Annotated in this window: 5 protein-coding genes and 1 pseudogene; 2 read left to right on the top strand and 4 right to left on the bottom strand. The window is 63.5% G+C overall.

The genetic code is table 11. The annotated features are described in order from the left end of the window. Positions 1 to 216 (top strand): annotated as a pseudogene (locus AB3X94_RS36715) (EmrA/EmrK family multidrug efflux transporter periplasmic adaptor subunit); the annotation flags it as partial. A 60-nt stretch (positions 217 to 276) separates the two neighbouring features. Here AB3X94_RS36715 and AB3X94_RS36710 read toward each other — a convergent pair. From AB3X94_RS36710 to AB3X94_RS36695, 4 genes are read right to left on the bottom strand one after another with little or no spacing between them, the layout of a single operon-like run. Next, positions 277 to 1,206 carry a LysR family transcriptional regulator gene (locus tag AB3X94_RS36710; RefSeq protein ID WP_368614065.1) on the bottom strand — a complete coding sequence of 310 codons (930 nt, stop codon included), beginning with the start codon at positions 1,204 to 1,206 and terminating at the stop codon, positions 277 to 279. Further along, the gene (locus AB3X94_RS36705; RefSeq protein WP_176105788.1) at positions 1,206 to 1,505 is read right to left on the bottom strand and encodes a helix-turn-helix transcriptional regulator; all 300 of its coding nucleotides are present in this window, start codon (positions 1,503 to 1,505) and stop codon (positions 1,206 to 1,208) included. The genes AB3X94_RS36710 and AB3X94_RS36705 overlap by 1 nt, the downstream gene beginning before the upstream one ends. After that, positions 1,499 to 2,110, bottom strand: a complete 612-nt coding sequence (locus AB3X94_RS36700; RefSeq protein ID WP_176105789.1) for an AraC family transcriptional regulator — start codon at positions 2,108 to 2,110, stop codon at positions 1,499 to 1,501. Before AB3X94_RS36700 ends, AB3X94_RS36705 begins: the two co-directional genes overlap by 7 nt. Before the next feature lie 6 nt (positions 2,111 to 2,116). Then, on the bottom strand, positions 2,117 to 4,978 hold the full coding sequence (locus AB3X94_RS36695) for a 2-oxoglutarate dehydrogenase E1 component (RefSeq protein WP_368614064.1): 2,862 nt from the start codon (positions 4,976 to 4,978) through the stop codon (positions 2,117 to 2,119). A 419-nt stretch (positions 4,979 to 5,397) separates the two neighbouring features. Here AB3X94_RS36695 and AB3X94_RS36690 point away from each other — a divergent pair, with 419 nt between their 5' ends. Next, positions 5,398 to 6,369: a GlxA family transcriptional regulator gene (locus AB3X94_RS36690; RefSeq protein WP_176105791.1), complete on the top strand. Its 972-nt coding sequence runs from the start codon at positions 5,398 to 5,400 to the stop codon at positions 6,367 to 6,369. The last annotated feature ends 24 nt before the right edge of the window (positions 6,370 to 6,393 follow it).

Genomic DNA, 6,393 nt, shown 5'->3' with positions numbered 1-6,393 from the left:
GACACGCGGGACGAGTCCGGTTCGCAGCTGGGCGCAGCGCAGAACACGCGCTATAGCACCGACGTTTTTGCGCGGTACGATGCAAAGGCCGACGCCGAGATCGACAGGATCATCAAGCAAAACGAAACGGTTTCCCGCGCGATAGCCGCGCAACCGCAATCACAATCCCAATCGCAAGGCTTGGCGTCGCACCAGCACAAGGCAAACGCGGGTTGAATTGATCTAGGTCCAGCCAGCCGCGACACGGCATCGAGCGGCAGGCCACCGAGGCGGGGCTCAACTACCGAGCGCCGCCTCATCTTCGGCCAGTGCCGTCGGCACGGTCTCGCGCAGAAAATCGACGAAAGTTCTGATCTTGGCGTCCAGATACTGGCGCGATGCATGGACCGTGAAGGCCGTCAGCTTCTGCAGCCGATACTGCGGCAGCACGCGAACCAGCGCACCGCTGTTGAGCAAGGGCAGGGCACTCGACATCGGCAGCGCGCCGATGCCCACCCCTTCGCGCAAGGCGACACCGAGCGCATCAGGCAAGTTCATTTCGACCGCGGCTCTTGGAAGCACGATCGTTTCGCGGCCGTTGGGTCCGTCCAGATGCCAGCGATCGCGCGGGAAGATCGACATGACGAGCTGTAGGCACGTGTGACCGCGAATGTCCTGCACCGTGCGCGGCGTGCCGCGCGCATGCAGATAAGCGGGCGCGGCGCACAGCACGCTGTGGACGTCGCCGAGCCGATGCGAAACGAGTCCGGAGTCCGGAAGATCGGTCGAACTCAATCGAAGCATCAGATCGTAGCCATCGTCGAGAAGATCGGGCGTGCCAGACGATAACGTCAGCTCGACCGACACGGCAGGATAGCGCTCACGATAGTGGACCGCTACCGGCACCAGATACGTCGTGCCAAAACCAGGCGACGCATGCACGCGCAGCCGGCCCGAGGGTTTGACTTGCGCATTGGCTGCCTCGGCGTCGGCCTCGTCGACCGAGGCGAGTATCTGTTGGCAGCGATCCAGATATCGCTCGCCCGCCTCGGTCAGCGCGAGCCGCCGGGTACTCCGGTGCAGCAGACGGGTGCGCAGATGCATCTCGAGTTGCGCGACCGCCCGCGACGCGTTGGCCGTCGGAATGTCCAGACGGGAGGACGCTGCCGTGAAGCTTCCTTCTTCAGCGATGCGGACGAATATCCGCATCATGTTGAGCTTATCCATTACAAATGCATGCGAATCTGTTCGGTAAATGCCCGTATCACTTCTTCATTGCGCGACAGGAAAACCCATTGGCCGACTCGCCGCGGAACCAGAAGTCCCGCCTCGACCAGCAGGGCGACATGCATCGATACCGTCGACTGCGCCAGACCGCTGCGCGCCTGGATCGCGTGCACGGGTACGCCGCGGCCGTGGCCTGCGTAGTCGTCCGGAAAGGTCGCGGCGGGGGCTCTCAACCACCCGAGGATGTCGCGCCGCAGCGGATTCGCGAGAGCCTTGTGGATCAGGTTCATGTCTAACATCGATTTCTCCGTACGCACCCGGCGTTTCGTTCCGGCAGCGTCAACAACGCCGTGGCGATCGTTCCCGCGGCATGTTCGCCGAGGTCTTCCCGCACCAGCGACAGCGCGAGGTGAATTGCCGCACTCGCACCGCCCGACGAGTACAGGTTGCCATCCTTCAGGCAGCCGGGATTCGATATCACATGGACCAGCGGATATTCGGCCGCGAGGCGATCGGCGTCGCGCCAATGGGTATTCAGCCAGCGGCGATCGGCGAGACCGGCGCTGGCAAGCAGAAACGCGCCGTTCGAAATACAGGCGAGCCTATGGGCCTTTGGCCCCGCATCGCTCAGCCAGTCCACGAGTTCGCGATGCTCGCGCGCAGAACCGGGCACCGGCGAGCCGGGCACGACGACGAGATCGAATGGCGGGCGCGAATCGAACAGGCATTCCGTCGTACCCACGGCCGTTCCGTTCGAAGCAAGCACCGGCCCGGGCGACGGGCCGATCAGATGCGATTCATAGAAGACACCCCCATACAGCCGGTTTGCCTGATGAAACACATCCATCGGACCGCTGACTTCGAGCAGCTGAAATCCTGCATAGAGCATCATCGCGACACGCATACGCACTCAGCCGGTGAACGCTCGCGACACGAGCGCGGATTGCACTGCCGCATGCGCCGCGTGCGATCCCGGCGCGGTCGATGCCCAGGCATCCGGTCCCGCGTACAGCAGCGCCTTGCCGGTCGGCAGAATCTCGCGTAGCAGCGGCTCGGCGAAACTCCATGCGCCCTGGTTGCGCGCTTCCTCCTGGCACCAGACCACGGTCTTCAAGTTCGGATAGCGGGCGAGTTCGGCAGCCAGCTGTTGCGCCGGAAAGGGATAGAGCTGCTCGACCCGGATGATCGGGGTGTCGGTGATACCGACGCTGCGGCGATGATCGAGCAATTCGAAGTAGAGCTTGCCGCTCGTTACGATCACACGCTCGACACCAGCCGCACGGGACGCGTCGATGTGGGTGTCCGGTAAAACCTCGCGGAATTCGCCGTGACTCAACTCGTCGAAGGTGCTGGTCGCTTCCGCGTGGCGCAGCAGCGACTTGGGCGTCATCACGACGAGCGGGCGCCGTTCGACGGTGCCGGCCTGCATCAGCAGCAAATGGAACAGCTGCGCGGGGGTGGTCGGTTGCGTCACCCGCATATTGTTCTGCGCGCTCAATTGCAGGTAGCGCTCGAGCCGCGCCGATGCATGCTCGGGGCCCTGGCCTTCCTGCCCGTGAGGCAGGAACAGCGTCAGGCCGCTGTGTTGTCCCCACTTGGCCTCGCCCGCCGCGATGAACTGGTCGATCACCACCTGCGCGCCATTGGCGAAGTCGCCGAATTGCGCTTCCCAGATCACCAGCGCATTGCCATTCACCGTCGAATAGCCATACTCGAATGCCAGCACGGCGGCCTCGGAAAGAATTGTGTTCGTCACGCTGAACCGGCCTTGCGCTGCGCCGAGATGATCGAGCGGAACGTAGACCCCATCGGGACGATGCATGCGAGTCTGATCGTGCAGCACCGCGTGCCGGTGGTTGAAGGTCCCGCGGGCGCTGTCCTGCCCGCTGAGCCGCACACTGACCCCGGCTGTGAGCAACGAGGCGAATGCCAGGTGTTCACCCATGCCCCAGTCGAGCAGGCGTTTTCCGGAGGCCATTTCCTGCCGCCCGCTGATCATCTTCCTGACGAGCGGATGCAGCGTCAGGTCTGCGGGGACGGTCGAGATCCGCTGCGCGAGCGCGCGCAGATCGTCGGCCGATGGGACGAGGTGGCGGGCTGCGCCTCTCTGCGGGGCTGAGCGCGCGCGCTTGCCGGCTTCCTCGTGCAGCGGCGACGCATAGGAACCGACGGTTTCGTGCGCCCGCTCGAAAAGCTCGCGGCGCGCGCTGACGTAGTGTTGCGCCTCTTCGGCCGTCAGCAAGCCTTGCTGGATCAGCCGGTTTGCGTAGCGGGTCCGCACGCCTGGATGGTTCGCGATCGAGCGATACATCAGCGGCTGCGTGATGCCTGGCGTGTCCTGCTCCTGATGCCCGTATCTGCGGAAGCAAACGAGATCGATGACGACGCTGCGTTTGAAGGTGGTGCGATAGTCGAGCGCCATCCTCACCGCCATCGCGACCGCTTCTGGGTCGTCGCCATTGACGTGCAGGATCGGCGCTTCAATCATCTTCGCGACATCGGTCGTATAGAACGACGAACGCGTGTCGCGCGGATCGGAAGTCGTGAAGCCGATCTGGTTGTTGACGACGACGTGGACGGTGCCGCCCGTTCCGTGTCCGCGCGTATACGAAAGGCTCAGCGTTTCCATCACTACGCCCTGGCCGGACATCGCCGCGTCGCCGTGGATTTCCACCGGCAGCACGTCGTCGCCGTCGGCACTGCCGGCGAGCTCCGCCTTCGCGCGCGCCATGCCTTGCACGACGGGATCGACGATCTCCAGGTGCGACGGGTTGAACGCGAGCGTCACTTCAACCGGTCCGTCGTCGGTTTCGACCGAACTCGTGAAGCCCTTGTGATACTTGACATCGCCTGCCGTCAGTTTCTCGGCATTCTTGCCATCGAATTCGTCGAACAGCGCGCGTAGCGGCTTGCCGACGATATTCACGAGCACGTTCAGGCGGCCGCGGTGCGCCATGCCCATCACGAGCGCGCGCAGCTTTTTGGACGCACCATAGCGGACCAGTTCGTCGAGCAGCACGATCAACGACTCGCCGCCTTCGAGCGAGAAACGCGTTTGCCCGACATAGCGTGAATGCAGGTGTTTTTCGAGCCCTTCGGCCGCGCTCAAACGTTCGAGCAGCCGCAGTTTTTCCGCGGCTTGTAGCGTCGGTCTCGCTCGCGTGGATTCGAGCCGCATCTGCCACCAGCGCCGTTGCTGCGCGTCGGCGAGGTGCATGAACTCGGCGCCGAGTGTGCCGGTGTACGTTTGCTCGAGCGCGTCGACGATGTCTTTCAGCGTCGCGTCGTCCTCGAACAGAAAGGTGTCGGCGGTGCTGAAGGTGGTCGACATGTCGGCGGCCGACAGGCCGTAGTAGGCCGGGGTCAGTTCGGCGTAGGAGCGGGGCGGCGTCCAGGCGAGCGGGTCGAGATCGGCGACGCGCGTGCCGATCATCCGGAACGCGGCGATCAGCGATTGCACCGCGACCTGCTTTCTCGCGAGGCCCAGCGCGTCGACGGCCTTCTCATCGGTCTGGTTATCGTCGTCGTGGCCGGCCGCGACGACGGCACGCGGCGTTCGCTTTGCCAGTTCGACGAAGCTGGAGATCACCGGTGCATGCGGCTGGTCGTCGCGATCGCTGCCGTCGCTGGCGGGGGTATCGCGCAACGCATCGAACCACGCCCGCCACTCGGCCGTGACCCCATCCGGGTCAGCCAGGTAAAGCTCATATTGCTCTTCGACGTAGGGGGCGTTGCCCCCGAACAGGAAGGATCTCTGACGTTCCTTGAACATGATGAATCTGCCCTTGGTCGCTGTGCGGTCGTGAGCCGGCCGCAACACATGAAGTGACTGCTATCGCTGCGTATAGTCGCCCACGGTACAGCCAGGCATTGACGCGCGTCACAAGCGCCGTCCTGAGCGGGAGACTTCCCGGCATGCCCGGTTGATATGCCCGGGCCGCGGTCGTGTACACAGTCTAGTTAAGCGAGGCAGTGGCGGAAACATGCGGATGGTGCGTTCATCTGCCAACTAGTTGAGGTTTTGAGCCACGCACGCGGTCGAGGCGTGCGGCGTGTCGGGCATCGTGGCCGCGACAGATTTGTTACTCGCAGACACAATAGTTTTTCCAGACGCTGACGGCATGCGCGGCCGATGATGCGGTAAGCTGCGCCACGCATCGCAAACATAGTTCCCGTCATGAAGGTCACGGCATGAAAGTCGCCATTGTTGTATTCGATGGTGTGCAGGCGCTGGATGTAGCAGGCCCACTCGATGTGTTCGCCGAGGCGAATACGTTTCTGCCCGAGCATCAGCGCTACGAGGTCACACTGGTCGGGCGCGAGGCGGGCACCGTGACCTGCTCGAATGGCATGCAGCTGGCGGTTTCGTTTGGCTATGCCGACCGTGACGTTCAATGGGACCTGCTGCTGGTCGCAGGAGGACCGCAGTTACCCGATGCCCAGCCATCGAATGAATTCCTGGCGTGGTTGCAGAATCAGGCGCGCAGCGCGGGCCGCTTCGGCTCCGTGTGCAATGGCGCGTTCGTGCTCGCGCATGCCGGGTTGCTCGACGGCAAGGAGGTCACGACGCACTGGTCGGACGCGCATCGGCTGTCCAGTGAATTTCCGCAAGCCAATGTGCAGCCGGACAGAATCTTCGTTCGCGACGGACGGCTATTCACATCGGCCGGCGTGACCGCTGGCATCGATCTGTGTCTCGCGCTCGTTGCCGAGGACTGGGGGCACGAGCTCGCGGTGCGGGTCGCGAAGCGTCTGGTCGTGTATATCCAGCGCGAAGGCGGTCAGTCGCAGTACAGCCCCTACATTGGTGCGGGCAAGGACGAAGATCCGATCCTTCACAAGGTCTATCGATTTGTGAGCGAGCATATTACCGAGGCGCTGTCGATCGACGACCTCGCGAGCGCGGCCTCGGTGAGCCGCCGCACCTTGTCGCGGGTGTTCGCGAAGCACGCGAAGTTGACGCCCTCGGTGTTCGTCGAGCAGGTGCGCGTCGATACAGCAAGAAAGCTGCTCGAGAATACCGATGCTCCGCTAAAGACGGTCGCGTTCAAATGCGGCTTTCACAACGCCACGCATATGCGCACGACTTTCTCGCGGCGACTCAACGTCACCCCGAAGCAATATCGGATGCGATTCAGAGGGGAGGCGAGTGCGCAACAGTGAGTCCATCGCGGAGCTTTCAGACGT

Source organism: Paraburkholderia sp. BR10923, assembly GCF_040948765.1.
GTDB lineage: Bacteria > Pseudomonadota > Gammaproteobacteria > Burkholderiales > Burkholderiaceae > Paraburkholderia > Paraburkholderia youngii.
This window is presented reverse-complemented; position numbering and strand designations above follow the sequence as displayed.